Origin of the sequence: Streptomyces sp. NPDC002825 (assembly GCF_040295385.1) — a bacterium.
Lineage (GTDB): Bacteria > Actinomycetota > Actinomycetes > Streptomycetales > Streptomycetaceae > Streptomyces.
The window spans coordinates 27,511-39,868 of the sequence record NZ_JBEOVH010000028.1 but is presented as its reverse complement, the minus strand read 5'-3'; the positions used below and the strand labels follow the sequence as shown (position 1 = coordinate 39,868).

Genomic DNA, 12,358 nt, shown 5'->3' with positions numbered 1-12,358 from the left:
GCCCGTGATGCCCAGGCGAGCGGCACCTCGTGTGGTGGAGCGCGCACGGCTCCCCCGGGGTCGCTTCCCCGTACGCCAGTCGCCGTGCGTGTTTCCAGGGTAGCTGGCGTGCCGTCGCCGAGGTTTCCCCGTCCGGCATCCGAGCGACGATAAGAAAGGGGCCACAGCCCCCTGGGGACGAGCCACCCCCCGAGCCGCAGGACGAACGGAGATCCCGTGTCGAGGACAGAAGACGCGATCGCTTCCGCGGACGCGCACAGCGCTCACAACTACCACCCCCTTCCGGTCGTCGTCGCCTCGGCGGACGGTGCCTGGATGACCGATGTCGAGGGCCGTCGCTATCTCGACATGCTCGCCGGGTACTCGGCGCTCAACTTCGGGCACGGCAACCGGCGTCTGATCGACGCGGCGAAGGCGCAGCTGGAGCGGGTGACGCTGACCTCGCGCGCCTTCCACCACGACCGGTTCGCCGACTTCTGCACGCAGCTGGCGGAGCTGTGCGGGAAGGAGGCCGTGCTGCCGATGAACACGGGGGCGGAGGCGGTCGAGACGGCCGTGAAGACCGCCCGGAAGTGGGGGTACGAGGTGAAGGGCGTGCCGGACGGGCACGCGAAGATCGTGGTGGCGGCGAACAACTTCCACGGCCGGACGACGACGATCGTGAGCTTCTCGACGGACCACGAGGCGCGGGACCACTTCGGGCCGTACACGCCGGGGTTCGAGATCGTGCCGTACGGGGACCTGACGGCGATGGAGGCGGCGGTCACCGAGAACACGGTGGCGGTGCTGCTCGAACCGATCCAGGGCGAGGCGGGGGTCCTGGTCCCGCCGGCCGGCTATCTGGCGGGGGTGCGGGAGCTGACGCGCCGGCGGAACGTGCTGTTCATGGCGGACGAGATCCAGTCGGGTCTGGGCCGGACGGGGCGGACGTTCGCGTGCGAGCACGAGGGGGTGGTGCCGGACGTGTACATCCTGGGGAAGGCGCTGGGCGGCGGGGTGGTGCCGGTGTCGGCGGTGGTGGCCGACCGTGACGTGCTCGGGGTCTTCCGGCCGGGTGAGCACGGGTCGACGTTCGGCGGGAACCCGCTGGCCTGCGCGGTGGCCCTGGAGGTGATCGCGATGCTGCGGACGGGCGAGTTCCAGGAGCGGGCGGCGGAGCTGGGCGAGCACCTCCACGCGGAGCTGGGGCTGCTCGTGGGCGGCGGCGCGGTGGAGGCGGTGCGCGGGCGCGGGCTGTGGGCGGGCGTCGACATCGTGCCGTCGAAGGGGACGGGCCGGCAGATCTCGGAGCGGCTGATGGAGCGCGGGGTGCTGGTGAAGGACACGCACGGTTCGACGATCCGGATCGCTCCGCCGCTGGTCATCTCGAAGGAGGACCTGGACTGGGGTCTGGAGCAGTTGAGGGGGGTTCTGTCGGACTGAGCGTCGGGAACGCCGGGCTCCCCTGGTGGTGCGGTTGGAAACCGCCTGCGAGGGGGGCATCGACAGAACGATCGGGTGCATGAGCGGTAGCAAGAAGTACTCGATCAGCCTGCCCGAGGAGCTCGCCGAGAGCGTGCGCAGCCGTGTCGGGGCCGGCGGTTTCTCCGCGTACGTCGCGGAGGCGCTGGAGCATCGACTCGCCATGGAGCGGCAACGGGAGATCGTGGCCGACTTCGAGATCGACAACGACCCGTCTGGGGGCGGACTACGAGCGGGTCCACCCGGCGCGCATCCAATGGGTCCTGTCCCGCATCGACGTGCACGACGTCACCCGGTCCGTGAGCGACGAGGCCGCCGTGCTCCTGCGGGAGCAGGGCCTGCACGGCCACAAGTACGCGATCGATGCCGTCCTGGCGGCGGTCGCGCGCCGCGCGGCGGGCCCGGTCACCGTCCTGACCCCGGATCCGGAGGATCTGACGCTGCTCTGCGGCCCGGCCGTCACCGTGGTGAAGATCTGACGGGTCCTAGAGGATCACGTGCGGGAGGAAGCGGGCGTACTCGTCGGTGACGAGCCCCGCCGACTCCCGGATGCCGAGCCCCGCCGCCTCGTCCTCGACGACCCACGCGCCGAGCACCACCCGGTTGCCGTCGAAGTCGGGCAGCGGGGCCAGCTCCTGGTAGCAGCAGGCCTCCCCGTCCCGTACGAAGGGCTCCGTACCGGCCTCGTGCAGGGTGACGCCCGCGCCCTCGCGGCCGAGCAGCGGCTTGGCGACCCAGCCGGCCGTCGAGGCCAGCTCGCGCGGGCCGTCGAGATAGGCGGGCAGCAGGTTGGGGTGGCCCGGGTTCAGCTCCCACAGGATCGCGAGGAGCGCCTTGTTGGAGAGCAGCATCTTCCAGGCGGGTTCGATCCAGCAGGTGGTGCCGGTGCCGCCGCCGTTGTCGAGGGTGTCGAGGACGTGCCGGCCGAAGCGGTCGGTGGTCAGCCACTCCCACGGGTAGAGCTTGAAGCAGCTGCGGATGAAGCGCAGCCGGTCGTCGACGAAGCGGCGCGAGAGCCGGTCCCAGCCGATCCGCTCGACGGAGAGCGCCTCGGTGTCGAGCCCGGCCTGCTGGGCGGTCTCGCGCAGATACGCGACCGTCATCAGGTCCTCGCCGAGCTCGTCGCCGTCCGAGTGCGCGAAGTGGAGGGGGCCCGGGGGCAGCAGCGGGGCCTGGCGCCTCCAGGCCTCGACGAGCCGCTCGTGGAGGGAGTTCCACTGGTCGGCGCCGGGGAACCGCTCCTCCATCCAGAACCACTGCGGGCTCGCGGCCTCGACGAGCGAGGTCGGGGTGTCGGCGTTGTACTCCAGCATCTTGGCCGGGCCCGTGCCGTCGTAGCGCAGGTCGAAGCGGCCGTACAGGGAGGGGAGTTCGGCGCGGCGCCGCCAGGACTCGGCGACCAGGCCCGCCAGCTTCGGGTCGGTGATCCCGAGCTCGGCGAAACGGTCGTGCTCGACGATGTGCGCGGCCGCCTCCAGGCACAGGGCGTGCAGCTCCTCGACGACCTCCTCCAGCGCCTCGACCTCGGGCAGCGAGAAGGAGTAGTACGCGCTCTCGTCCCAGTACGGGCGCAGCGAACCGTCCGGGTGGCGGGTCAGCGGATAGACGAGCCCCTGCTCCTCGACCGTCTCCTGCCAGCCGGGCCGGGGCTCGATGGTGTGGCGTTCCATGGTGCCGGGCCCGCCTCAGCCGCCGCCGGTGCCGGAGCAGCCGAAGCCGCCGGTGTCGACGGCGGTCTTGTCGAAGCTGCCGCCGCTCACCTTGCGGTCGCGCACGGAACCGCCGTAGTAGTACGAGCCGCGGTGGGTGGAGCCGTTGTCGTCGTCGCTGCCGCCGCCGCTCTGGCACTCGTAGCTCGGCAGCTCCTCCCGGGTCAGCGGGTCCACGCACCGCTTGTCCGGCTCCGAACCGCACGCGGTGATCGTCGCCGCGAGCACACCCATCCCGCCGAGCACCACGGTGCTCGACCTCAGCCTGCGCATGTCCGTCGCCTCCCCTTCGCCCTCGCGAGCGCGTCACGCGCGCCTCGCGACCGCACAGTGTAGGCCGGTGATTTCCGGCCTCAGCCCCTAGAGTCGCTTTGTGCTTCTCGGGATGATTTGTGCGCTGGCCTCGTCCGTGTGCTTCGGCGCCGCCTCGGTCCTCCAGGCGATGGCGGCGCGGGCCGCCGAGCCGGGGACGGGCGGGGGTGTCGACGTCGCACTGATGTGGCGGGCCCTGCAGCAGTGGCGTTATCTCGCCGGCCTCGGGGCGGACGGTCTGGGCTTCGTGCTGCAGATCGTGGCGCTGCGGACGCTCCCCATCTACGTGGTGGGCGCGGCGCTCGCCGCGAGTCTGGCGGTCACGGCGGTCATCGCCTCCCGGGTGCTGCGGGTGCGGCTGAGCCGGGTGGAGTGGGTGGCCGTGGCCGTGGTCTGCCTGGGGCTCGCGATGCTGGCGTTCGCCTCGGGCAAGGAGGGCCACCGGGAGGGCTCGGAGGTGCTGGACTGGGTGCTCCTCGGCATCTCCTTCGGCGTCCTGCTGCTCGGCGTGGTGGCGGGGCGGCTGCCGGTGCGGTCCCGGGCGCTCGTCCTGGGGCTCGGGGCGGGGGTCGGCTTCGGGGTGGTGGAGGTGGCGGTCCGGCTCATCGAGGGCATCGACTTCACGGATCCCGTCTGGTACGCGCTCCTCGTCGGCGGCGGGGCGGCGTTCCTGCTGCTGACCTCGGCGTTCCAGCGCGGCTCGGTGACCACGGCGACGGCGGGCGCGGTGCTCGGAGAAACGATCGGCCCGGCGATCGTCGGGGTGATCTGGCTCGGGGACAGCACCCGGGACGGGCTCGGCTGGCTGGCGATCGCCGGTTTCGCGGTGGCGGTGGCGGGCTCCCTGACCCTGGCCCGGTTCGGCGAGGCACCGGCCCCGGAGCCGGTACCGGCCGCGGAGCCGAGCACCCCCTCCTGACCCTCAGGGCAGCACCCCGCACAGGGCCTGCAGGGCGCTCTGCCAGCCGCTGTCGGGGGGTGTGGCGTAGCCGACGACCAGGCCGTCGAGGGTGGCCGGGACCGTGGGGCGGCGGAACTGGTTGACGCCCTGGACGGCGAGGCCGCGCCAGGCGGCGGCCCGCAGGGTGGCCTGCTCGGTGCCGGGCGGCAGGGCGAGGACGGCATGGAGGCCGGCCGCGATGCCGCTGACCCGGGTCTCCGGGGAGTGCGCGGCGACGGCCGCCACCAGCTGGTCGCGGCGCCGCCGGTAGCGCAGCCGCATCGCCCGCACGTGCCGGTCGTACGCCCCCGAGCGCAGGAACGCGGCGAACGCCAGCTGGTCCGGCGCGCTCGACGACCAGTCCACGGCCCCCTTCGCCGCCGCGACCTCCTCCGCCAGGCCCGCCGGCAGGACCATCCAGGCGAGGCGGAGCCCGGGCGCGAGGGACTTGCTCGCGGTGCCGAAGTAGACGACGCGCTCGGGGTCGAGGCCCTGGAGGGCGCCGACGGGCTGCCGGTCGTAGCGGAACTCGCCGTCGTAGTCGTCCTCCAGGACGAGGCCGCCGGAGGCCCGCGCCCAGTCGACGACCGCCGCCCGCCGGTCCGGGGGCAGGGCGCCGCCCAGCGGGTACTGGTGGGCGGCGGTCATCAGGACCGCTCCGCAGCCGTCGAGGGCGGCCAACTCCTCGGTCCTCGTGCCGCGTTCGTCGAAGGCCAGGGCGGGGGTGCCGAGTCCGGCCCCGCGGAGGAGGTCGTCGTGGAGCCCGAGCCCGTACGACTCGACCGCCACGTCCCGCACCCCCCGGGCCCGCAGCACCTGGCCGATCAGCGTCAGGCCGTGCACGAACCCCGCGCAGATCACGATCCGCTCGGGCCGGGCGTGCACGCCCCGGGCGCGGGCGAGGTACTCGGCGAGCGCGGCGCGCAGTTCGGGCCTGCCGCGCGGATCGCCGTACCCGAAGGCCTCGTTGGGGGCGTCGGTGAGGGCCCGGCGGTAGGCCTTGAGCCATTCGGTGCGCGGGAAGGAGGCGAGGTCGGGGGTGCCGGACCTCAGGTTGTGCGCGGGCGCGGCGGGCCGGCCCCGGCCCGTGCCGGGCGGCGGCAGGACCGGAGCGGACGGCGCCGCCGGGCGGGGTGCGGTACGGCGGGCGACGCGGGTCCCGGAGCCCTGCCGGGCGGTGAGCCAGCCCTCGGCGACCAGCTCGGCGTACGCGTCGGCGACGGTGTTGCGGGCCATGCCGAGGTCGGCGGCGAGCGAGCGGGAGGACGGCAGCCGGGTCCCGGCCTCCAGACGACCGCTGCGGACCGCCTCCCGCAGGGCGTCCATGAGACCCGCGCGGAGCCGGGTGCCGCGGAGTTCCAGATGGAGGTCGGCCCCGAAAGTGGCCCAGTCGTTCGCCATGGGAATGGACCATACAGCTGAGCCATCGGCTCCGTACGGTGGTCGGCATGACGACGGCAGAGACAGAGCAGACCGTGTACGCCCATGAGCACGCGCCCCGGATGTCCCTCCCCGAACACCTCCCCGAGTTCTACCGGGCGATGGTCCGGCTGGAGACGGCCGCCGCGAAGGACATCGACCCGGCCCTGTACCACCTGATCAAGCTCCGGGCCTCGCAGATCAACCGCTGCGCGTTCTGCGTCGACATGCACGGCAAGGACGCGCTGGCCGAGGGCGAGAGCGTCGAGCGGATCGTGCAGCTCTCCGCCTGGCAGGAGTCCCGGCACTTCTACACCGAGCGGGAACTCGCGGCGCTCGCGCTGACCGAGGCCGTCACCGTCCTCACCGACGGCTTCGTGCCCGACGAGGTGTACGCACGGGCCGCCGCGCACTTCGACGAGACGGAGCTCGCCCGGGTCATCGCCGCGATCGTCACGATCAACGCCTGGAACCGGATCGGCGTCACCACCCGGATGACGCCCGGCCACTACACCCCGCGCCCCGCATGACCGCCGAGGCTCTGCGGGCCCTCCACCGGCGCCTGCCCGCGGACGGACCGCTGGTGCTGCCCGGGCCGTGGGACGCGGCGAGCGCCCGCGCCTTCGAGGAGGCCGGGTATCCGGCGCTCGCCACGCCGAGCGCGGGGATCGCGGCGTCCCTGGGGTACGAGGACGGGGCGACGCCGGCGGCCGAGATGTTCGCGGCGGTGGCGCGGATCGTCCGCTCGGTCTCCGTCCCCGTCACGGCGGACCTGGAGGGCGGGTACGGCCTTCCGGCGGCGGAACTGGTCGAACGGGTACGGGAGTCCGGCGCGGTCGGCGTCAACCTGGAGGACAGCGGTCCGGGCCGGGCGCTGAAGGACGCGGAGGCGCATGCGGAGTGGCTGGCGCAGGTGCGGGCGGCGGCGGGGCCCTCGCTCTTCGTCAACGCGCGGGTGGACGCGTACATCCGGGGTTCCTCGGACCCGCTGGCGGAGGCGATCGCCCGGTCCCGGCTCTACGCGTCCGCCGGCGCGGACTGTGTGTACCCGATCGCGGCGGCGCCGTCCGATCTGCCGGGGCTGCGGGCGGCGCTCGGTGACCTGCCCGTCAACGCGCTGGCGGTCCCGGACGGGCCTTCCTTCACGGAACTGTTCCGCCTGGGCGCGACGCGGGTGACGTTCGGGGACGGGCTGCTGACGCGAGCGCTCCAGGACGTCCGTTCCCTCGCAACGACCCTCCGGGAGGACGACCGCCTCTGAAACCGGTCGGCCGGCATGGGGGAGTCGGGGGTTCCGTGCCGGCGAAAAACGGCGCCCCCGCGCCGTACGGTCGGTCGTACGGCCCGGGGGCGCCGGGAATGTGAAGCGTGATTCAGCTTCAGATCAGGCCGAGCTCGCGCACCGCGTCGCGCTCCTCGGAGAGCTCCTTGACGGAGGCGTCGATGCGGGCGCGGGAGAAGTCGTTGATCTCCAGGCCCTGGACGATCTCGTACTTGCCGTCCTTGCAGGTGACCGGGAAGGACGAGATGAGGCCCTCGGGGACGCCGTAGGAGCCGTCGGACGGGACGCCCATGGAGGTCCAGTCGCCCTCGGCGGTGCCGTTGACCCAGGTGTAGACGTGGTCGATGGCGGCGTTGGCGGCGGAGGCCGCGGAGGACGCGCCACGGGCGTCGATGATCGCGGCGCCGCGCTTGGCGACGGTCGGGATGAAGGTGTCGGCCAGCCACTGCTCGTCGTTGACGGCCTCGGCGGCGTTCTTGCCGGCGATCTCCGCGTGGAAGATGTCCGGGTACTGGGTCGCGGAGTGGTTGCCCCAGATGGTGAGGCGCTTGATGTCCGTGACCGAGGAGCCGGTCTTCTGGGCCAGCTGCGTCAGGGCGCGGTTGTGGTCCAGGCGGGTCATCGCGGTGAAGCGCTCGGCCGGGACGCCCTTGGCGGCGGACTGGGCGATCAGGGCGTTGGTGTTGGCCGGGTTGCCGACGACCAGGACCTTGATGTCGTCCGCGGCGTGCGCGGCGATGGCCTCGCCCTGCGGCTTGAAGATGCCGCCGTTGGCGGCGAGCAGGTCGCCGCGCTCCATGCCCGGGCCGCGCGGGCGGGCGCCGACGAGCAGGCCGATGTTGGCGCCCTCGAAGCCCTTGTTCGGGTCGTCGAAGATGTCGATGCCCTTGAGCAGCGGGAAGGCGCAGTCGTCGAGCTCCATGGCGGTGCCCTCGGCGGCCTTCACGCCCTGCGGGATCTCGAGGAGGCGCAGCTTGACCGGCACGTCCGCGCCGAGCAGGTGGCCGGAGGCGATGCGGAAGAGCAGCGCGTAGCCGATCTGGCCGGCCGCGCCGGTCACGGTGACATTCACGGGAGTGCGGGTCATGGCGATCTCCGTAAGACAGCTGGCGGTGGGGGTCCCTGCCCCTGGTGCGGGATAGCTCTCTTGATCGATCGGTGTCTCGACATGAAGAGATATCCAGCGGTCAGGCTATCCGACCCGGGCCCCCGCCAATCCCCACCCCCTTGTGGTCCGGCTCACTGCCACCCGTCCGGAGAGGCCTCCGGGGCCGTGCGGCGGAGTCCCCGGCGGCCGACGTGGCGGAATGGTCACTTCCGTGCCACAGCGCACCGACGGAGCTTGAACCGACGTTGGCACGTACATGACCCTTGATCGTGACGGCGCCCGCCCTCCCACGGGGGAGAGGGCGGGCGCCGTTGCTCACGAACCGGACGGTCACGTCACCGTGAGGTGGAGTACGTCCTCCAGGAACGGGATCCGCAGCCAGGGATCCGGCTGGACCATCAGCGCGAGCAGCACGATCAGGCCGCCCATCACCCCGTACGTGATCATGTCCGTGAAGCGGGAGCGGACGGCCAGCATGCCGACGGACGGCAGCACCCGGCGCATCGCCGCACCCGTGAGAAGCGCGGCCCCGACCAGGATCGCCCCCACCCGGAAGGCCTGCTCGAACGGGTCCGTGCCCACGACGAGCAGCCCGAGCCCGGCGAGTACGAGGACGGTGAGCAGCGGCCACTGGCGCGCGGGCGCCGGGGCGTCGCCGGGGGCCGCCCGGCCGCCGCCCTCGGGGCGCGCGGTGTCGGTGGTGAGCCGCCGGCGCGAACTGCCCGTCGCTCCGGCGTCCGCCGCGCCCGCCGCGCCGTCCGGGTTCCCGGGCGCCCCCGGGGTCCCGGAGCTCACGTCAGAGCGCCTCGGCCGCGCGCTCGGCGGCCTCGACGACGTTGACGAGGAGCTGGGCGCGGGTCATCGGGCCCACACCGCCGGGGTTCGGGGAGATCCAGCCGGCCACCTCGGCGACGCCCGGGTGGACGTCACCGACGATCTTGCCCTCGCCGTTGCGCGAGACGCCGACGTCGAGGACGGCCGCGCCCGGCTTGACGTCCTCGGGCTTGATCAGGTGCGGCACACCGGCGGCCGCGACGATGATGTCGGCGTTGCGCAGGTGGGCGGCGAGGTCCCGGGTGCCGGTGTGGCACTGGGTCACGGTGGCGTTCTCGGAGCGGCGGGTGAGCAGCAGCGGCATCGGGCGCCCGATGGTGACGCCGCGGCCGACGACGACGACCTCGGCGCCGTTGATCTCGACGCCGTGCCGGCGGAGCAGGGTGATGACGCCGTTCGGCGTGCAGGGCAGCGGGGCGGGCTCGTTGAGGACGAGCCGGCCGAGGTTGGTCGGGTGCAGGCCGTCCGCGTCCTTGGCCGGGTCCATCAGCTCCAGGATGCGGTTCTCGTCGATGCCCTTGGGGAGCGGCAGCTGGACGATGTAGCCGGTGCAGGCCGGGTCCTCGTTGAGCTCCCGTACGACCGCCTCGATCTCCTCCTGGGTGGCGGTGCCCGGCAGGGTGCGCTGGATGGACGCGAGGCCGACCTCCGCGCAGTCGCGGTGCTTTCCGGCGACGTACTTCTGGCTGGCCGGGTCGTCGCCGACCAGGACCGTGCCCAGGCCGGGCGTGATGCCCTTCTCCTTGAGGGCCGCCACACGGACGGTCAGATCGGACTTGATCGCGGCTGCGGTGGCCTTGCCATCGAGAATCTGGGCGCTCATGGAGACATCCTCCCGGATGACCCCCGCCTTGTTCCAATTCGCTGCCGCGCGAAGGCGGGCGATGCGGAACGACGGGTTGCATCTGCACAACCCGACGACCGGGCGACTGGACAAAAAGTCGACGTTGCGACGACGATGATCCGCGTAGTACCGCGGAAAGTGCCGGGGGGAAATCCGCTCAAATGCCGTGAAGGTCCTCCGCGCGGGCCGCGTCGTCCCCGCACAGAGAAATTCACGGAGGAATCCCGCGATGAGCTTCGGCGAACCGAACAACCCCTACGGCCAGCCGCAGGGACAGCAGCCCGGTTATGGCCAGCCGCAGGGACAGCCCGGGTACGGCTACCCGCAGCAGGCCCCGCAGGGCGTGCCCCAGCAGGGCTACGGCTACCCGGCGGCCCCGCCGGTCTCCCCGTACGGCGGCGGCTACCCGGGCGCCGTCATGGAGATGCCCGGCGGTGTGAAGTCCGCGCGCGTGATGCTGTGGATCATGGGCGCCCTCAACCTGATCGGCGGCATCGCCGCGATCGGCCTCTCCTTCACCCTCACCAACGAGCTGGAGAAGCAGGGCCCCCTCTCCGGTGACGAGGAGACCTTCGCGAACCTCGGCCAGGGCATCATGATCGGCGCCGGCGTCATCTCGCTGATCTTCGCGATCCTCGGCATGGTGCTCGCCGCCAAGTTCAAGTCCGGCGGCAACGGCGTCCGGATCGGCGCGATCATCTGGGCCTCGTTCGCGGTCCTGTTCAGCCTCTTCTCGCTGCCGCTCGGTGTGGTCAGCATGGCCCTCGGCGTCATGATCATCGTCTTCACGGCGAAGTCGGACGGCTCGGCCTGGTTCAACCGGAACAAGCAGCAGTACTGAGCGTGAAGCGGTGAGGGGCGGGATCCGTTCTCCGGATCCCGCCCCTCACTCATGTCACCGCCGCTTCCGCACGTCACCGCCACTTCCGCATGTCACCGCCGCTTCAGGACCGCGAAGCCGTCCGAGCGGTAGGTGATCTCGTACCGCGCCTCCGGATGCAATTGCGAAGCCAGCTGCGCCGGATCCGACACCTGCTGGCCCCAGCCCCGCAGGTCGAAGGCGAGATAGTCCGGCGTGACCCCCTTCGAGGTGCCCACCCAGTACACCCGGCGGTCCGCCGTGAGGTGGGCGAGGAGCGAGACGTCCGCCTCGACGCTCACCCCCTCCGGCACCGCGTCGACCGCCGCGCGCGCCTCCAGGGTCCGGGTGTCCGTCCGGTACGTCTCCGCCTTCGTGAGCTCCCGCAGCGGCAGGTTCGCGGCGAGGACGAGCGCGACCGCCGTCGCCACCGGGACCACGACCTTCCCGTACGAGACGAGCCAGGCGCGCGGCGAGGTGCGGACCGCGCGGACGCCGTCCACGAGGGCCAGGAAGACGACCGGCATCAGGATCGCGCTGTAGTGCCAGTGCATGCCCCAGTGGTTGGCGTCCTGGGAGAGGAAGCGCCAGCCGAGGGTCGGCAGCACGAGCAGCACCAGCGGGGAGCGCAGGGCGAGGAAGCCGGTGATCGCGAGCAGGTAGATGACCATCTCCCACCGCTCGCCGGAGCCGAGCGCGTCGGCGACGACCTGCCCGAAGGAGGTGTCGGCGCCCGTGCCGGTCTTCTCGATCTTCGACCAGTAGTCGTACTGTCCGAGCTTGCTCGCCGCCGGGATCAGGACGAGGACCGTCAGCGCGAAGGCCGCCACGCCGAAGCCGGCGAGGGCGGCGCCCAGCCGCTTTCGTCCCTTCAGGAAGAGGACCGCGCCGACCATCGCGACGGTGAGGCCCATGTCCTCCTTGACCAGGACGAGCGGGACGGACCACGCGGCGGCCGCGGTCCAGCGGCCGAGGAGCAGGGCCCGGCAGGTCAGGGCGAGCAGCGGGACGGCGAAGGCGATCTCGTGGAAGTCGGACTTGACGGCCTCCTGGAGACCCCAGGACAGCCCGTACGCGATCGTCAGACCGATGCCGGCGGCCCGGCTGCCGAGGATCTGCTGGGTGGTGCGGCCGACGACGACGGCGGAGGCGGCGAAGAGCGCGGCCTGCCCGAAGAGCAGGGAGACCGGCGAGGGCCAGATCCAGTAGAGCGGCGCGAGCAGCGCGGTGACGGGGCTGAAGTGGTCGCCGAGTATGGGAAAGCCGGGGCCCTTGATGTCGACGACGGGCGCCCGGAACTCGGCGTACGCCCGGACCGACTGCCCGAAGATCCCGAGGTCCCAGGAGGGCGTGCGGAAGTGCGCGTACTGCACCCAGGAGTACAGGAAGTACAGGCCGCAGAGGACGCCCGCGAGGATCAGGTACGGACGGTACGGGGCCGGGGAGAGGCCGTCGGACGGCTCCGCGTCGGTGGACTCCGCAGCGGGCCTGTTCAGTACGTCCAACACCACGTCCCCCACTACCGGCGGCCGACAAAAGAGCAACCCATTAGACCAGAGTCCACCCGTTCGGCGGATCTGCTGCAGGCGG

General features: G+C 72.3%; 12 protein-coding genes, 1 pseudogene and 1 riboswitch. Of the genes and pseudogenes, 6 read left to right on the top strand and 7 right to left on the bottom strand.

Annotation, left to right across the window (positions count from 1 at the left end; translation table 11 throughout):
* Positions 1 to 2: 2 nt before the first annotated feature.
* Positions 3 to 93: riboswitch (ZMP/ZTP riboswitch) on the bottom strand.
* A 123-nt stretch (positions 94 to 216) separates the two neighbouring features.
* Positions 217 to 1,422: an ornithine--oxo-acid transaminase gene (rocD, locus tag ABT041_RS29245; protein WP_351189916.1), complete on the top strand. Its 1,206-nt coding sequence runs from the start codon at positions 217 to 219 to the stop codon at positions 1,420 to 1,422.
* 317 nt (positions 1,423 to 1,739) lie between these two features.
* Positions 1,740 to 1,940, top strand: coding sequence for a hypothetical protein (locus ABT041_RS29240; RefSeq protein WP_351189913.1), 201 nt, complete (start codon positions 1,740 to 1,742; stop codon positions 1,938 to 1,940).
* A 6-nt stretch (positions 1,941 to 1,946) separates the two neighbouring features.
* Here ABT041_RS29240 and ABT041_RS29235 read toward each other — a convergent pair whose 3' ends face one another.
* Positions 1,947 to 3,131, bottom strand: a complete 1,185-nt coding sequence (locus ABT041_RS29235; RefSeq protein WP_351189910.1) for a glutathionylspermidine synthase family protein — start codon at positions 3,129 to 3,131, stop codon at positions 1,947 to 1,949.
* 15 nt (positions 3,132 to 3,146) lie between these two features.
* A complete protein-coding gene (locus tag ABT041_RS29230) occupies positions 3,147 to 3,443 on the bottom strand; it encodes a hypothetical protein (protein WP_351189907.1) in 297 nt (98 codons plus the stop codon).
* Positions 3,444 to 3,555: 112 nt separating this feature from the next.
* On the opposite strand from ABT041_RS29230, the gene ABT041_RS29225 reads away from it, so the two are divergent.
* Complete coding sequence (locus tag ABT041_RS29225; protein ID WP_351189904.1) at positions 3,556 to 4,401, top strand: DMT family protein; 846 nt, start codon at positions 3,556 to 3,558, stop codon at positions 4,399 to 4,401.
* Positions 4,402 to 4,404: 3 nt separating this feature from the next.
* On the opposite strand, the gene pdxR is transcribed toward ABT041_RS29225, so the two are convergent.
* Positions 4,405 to 5,823: a MocR-like pyridoxine biosynthesis transcription factor PdxR gene (gene pdxR / locus ABT041_RS29220; RefSeq protein WP_351189901.1), complete on the bottom strand. Its 1,419-nt coding sequence runs from the start codon at positions 5,821 to 5,823 to the stop codon at positions 4,405 to 4,407.
* Positions 5,824 to 5,870: 47 nt separating this feature from the next.
* On the opposite strand from pdxR, the gene ABT041_RS29215 reads away from it, so the two are divergent.
* Positions 5,871 to 6,371, top strand: a complete 501-nt coding sequence (locus tag ABT041_RS29215) for a carboxymuconolactone decarboxylase family protein (RefSeq protein ID WP_351189899.1) — start codon at positions 5,871 to 5,873, stop codon at positions 6,369 to 6,371.
* Entirely contained in the window at positions 6,368 to 7,102 is a 735-nt protein-coding gene (locus ABT041_RS29210) for an isocitrate lyase/PEP mutase family protein (RefSeq protein ID WP_351189896.1), read from the top strand. Before ABT041_RS29215 ends, ABT041_RS29210 begins: the two co-directional genes overlap by 4 nt.
* 118 nt (positions 7,103 to 7,220) lie before the next feature.
* Here the strand turns inward: ABT041_RS29210 and ABT041_RS29205 are convergent, their stop codons facing one another.
* The 3 genes and pseudogenes from ABT041_RS29205 to ABT041_RS29195 all read right to left on the bottom strand — a co-directional run bounded on the left by ABT041_RS29205 (position 7,221) and on the right by ABT041_RS29195 (position 9,888).
* Positions 7,221 to 8,210: a malate dehydrogenase gene (locus tag ABT041_RS29205; RefSeq protein ID WP_351189893.1), complete on the bottom strand. Its 990-nt coding sequence runs from the start codon at positions 8,208 to 8,210 to the stop codon at positions 7,221 to 7,223.
* Between the two features lie 351 nt (positions 8,211 to 8,561).
* Positions 8,562 to 8,951 (bottom strand): annotated as a pseudogene (locus tag ABT041_RS29200) (DUF3017 domain-containing protein); the annotation flags it as partial.
* Positions 8,952 to 9,027: 76 nt separating this feature from the next.
* Positions 9,028 to 9,888 (bottom strand): bifunctional methylenetetrahydrofolate dehydrogenase/methenyltetrahydrofolate cyclohydrolase, encoded by an 861-nt coding sequence (locus ABT041_RS29195; protein WP_351189890.1) that lies wholly within the window; start codon positions 9,886 to 9,888, stop codon positions 9,028 to 9,030.
* A gap of 250 nt (positions 9,889 to 10,138) precedes the next feature.
* Here ABT041_RS29195 and ABT041_RS29190 point away from each other — a divergent pair, with 250 nt between their 5' ends.
* Positions 10,139 to 10,750 carry a hypothetical protein gene (locus ABT041_RS29190; RefSeq protein ID WP_351189887.1) on the top strand — a complete coding sequence of 204 codons (612 nt, stop codon included), beginning with the start codon at positions 10,139 to 10,141 and terminating at the stop codon, positions 10,748 to 10,750.
* Between the two features lie 92 nt (positions 10,751 to 10,842).
* Here ABT041_RS29190 and ABT041_RS29185 read toward each other — a convergent pair whose 3' ends face one another.
* Positions 10,843 to 12,276: a DUF2079 domain-containing protein gene (locus ABT041_RS29185; RefSeq protein WP_502976615.1), complete on the bottom strand. Its 1,434-nt coding sequence runs from the start codon at positions 12,274 to 12,276 to the stop codon at positions 10,843 to 10,845.
* Positions 12,277 to 12,358 lie beyond the last annotated feature (82 nt).

Coding starts and splice junctions, on each gene's coding strand:
- ABT041_RS29235 (WP_351189910.1), bottom strand. CDS start 3,131: ATGGAACGCCACACCATCGAGCCCCGGCCCGGCTGGCAGGAGACGGTC.
- ABT041_RS29230 (WP_351189907.1), bottom strand. CDS start 3,443: ATGCGCAGGCTGAGGTCGAGCACCGTGGTGCTCGGCGGGATGGGTGTG.
- ABT041_RS29225 (WP_351189904.1), top strand. CDS start 3,556: ATGATTTGTGCGCTGGCCTCGTCCGTGTGCTTCGGCGCCGCCTCGGTC.
- pdxR (WP_351189901.1), bottom strand. CDS start 5,823: ATGGCGAACGACTGGGCCACTTTCGGGGCCGACCTCCATCTGGAACTC.
- ABT041_RS29215 (WP_351189899.1), top strand. CDS start 5,871: ATGACGACGGCAGAGACAGAGCAGACCGTGTACGCCCATGAGCACGCG.
- ABT041_RS29210 (WP_351189896.1), top strand. CDS start 6,368: ATGACCGCCGAGGCTCTGCGGGCCCTCCACCGGCGCCTGCCCGCGGAC.
- ABT041_RS29205 (WP_351189893.1), bottom strand. CDS start 8,210: ATGACCCGCACTCCCGTGAATGTCACCGTGACCGGCGCGGCCGGCCAG.
- ABT041_RS29195 (WP_351189890.1), bottom strand. CDS start 9,888: ATGAGCGCCCAGATTCTCGATGGCAAGGCCACCGCAGCCGCGATCAAG.
- ABT041_RS29190 (WP_351189887.1), top strand. CDS start 10,139: ATGAGCTTCGGCGAACCGAACAACCCCTACGGCCAGCCGCAGGGACAG.